At 79.0% G+C, this 667-nt stretch carries 1 pseudogene; it reads left to right on the top strand.

Annotation, left to right across the window (positions count from 1 at the left end):
* Positions 1–434: pseudogene (locus GTW40_RS06215) on the top strand (hypothetical protein); the annotation flags it as partial.
* Positions 435–667 lie beyond the last annotated feature (233 nt).

Below are 667 nucleotides of genomic sequence, written 5' to 3'. Positions count from 1 at the left end.
GTGGCCTGGGGGAGGCGCAGGCCACCGTGGTCGCCGCCGCCCGCTTCGGCGGGGACGTGCCGGGCGCCCTCGCCCTCGCGGCACGGCGACCGGGTGCCGAGGGGCTGCTGGGACTCGCCGCGTGCTGGCGGGTCGCCGTGGACCAGGGCGCGGGGCTCGCCGACGGCCTCGACCGCCTGGACGGCGCCCTGCGCGCCGAACACGGCCAACGGGCAGACCTCCGCGCCCAGTTGTCCGGCGCCCGCGCCACCGCCCTGCTGCTGGCCGCGCTCCCCGTACTCGGGCTGCTGCTCGGCGCCGCCATGGGCGCCCACCCGCTGCGCGTGCTGCTGCACACCGGGGCCGGACTCGGATGCCTGGCGGCCGGGGCGCTGTTCGAGGCGGCCGGGGTCTGGTGGTCCAGCCGGATCGTGCGGGGAGCCGAGACGACATGAACGGGGACCTCGTCCACAGGCTGGGGGTGACGGTGCTCGTGGTGCTGGGCCTGGCGTGGATGGTGCGGCGGGTGGATTCGGCCCGGCGGGGGCGGAGGGAGAGACGCCGGGCGGCGGGGCTGGTGGGGGTGCCCGCGGGTGGCAGGCGAACGACAGCGGCCGGTCTGTCGGCTGTGCCGGTGTTCGGCCGAGGGCGCGCCGCTCCCGGTCCGCCGCCCTCCGGTCCCAGGCCC

The sequence above is a fragment of the Streptomyces sp. SID4985 genome, assembly GCF_009863025.1.
In the GTDB taxonomy this organism is placed as follows: Bacteria; Actinomycetota; Actinomycetes; order Streptomycetales; family Streptomycetaceae; genus Streptomyces.
Note: the sequence above shows the minus strand (reverse complement) of the source record. Positions and strands in the feature narration are given on the sequence as shown.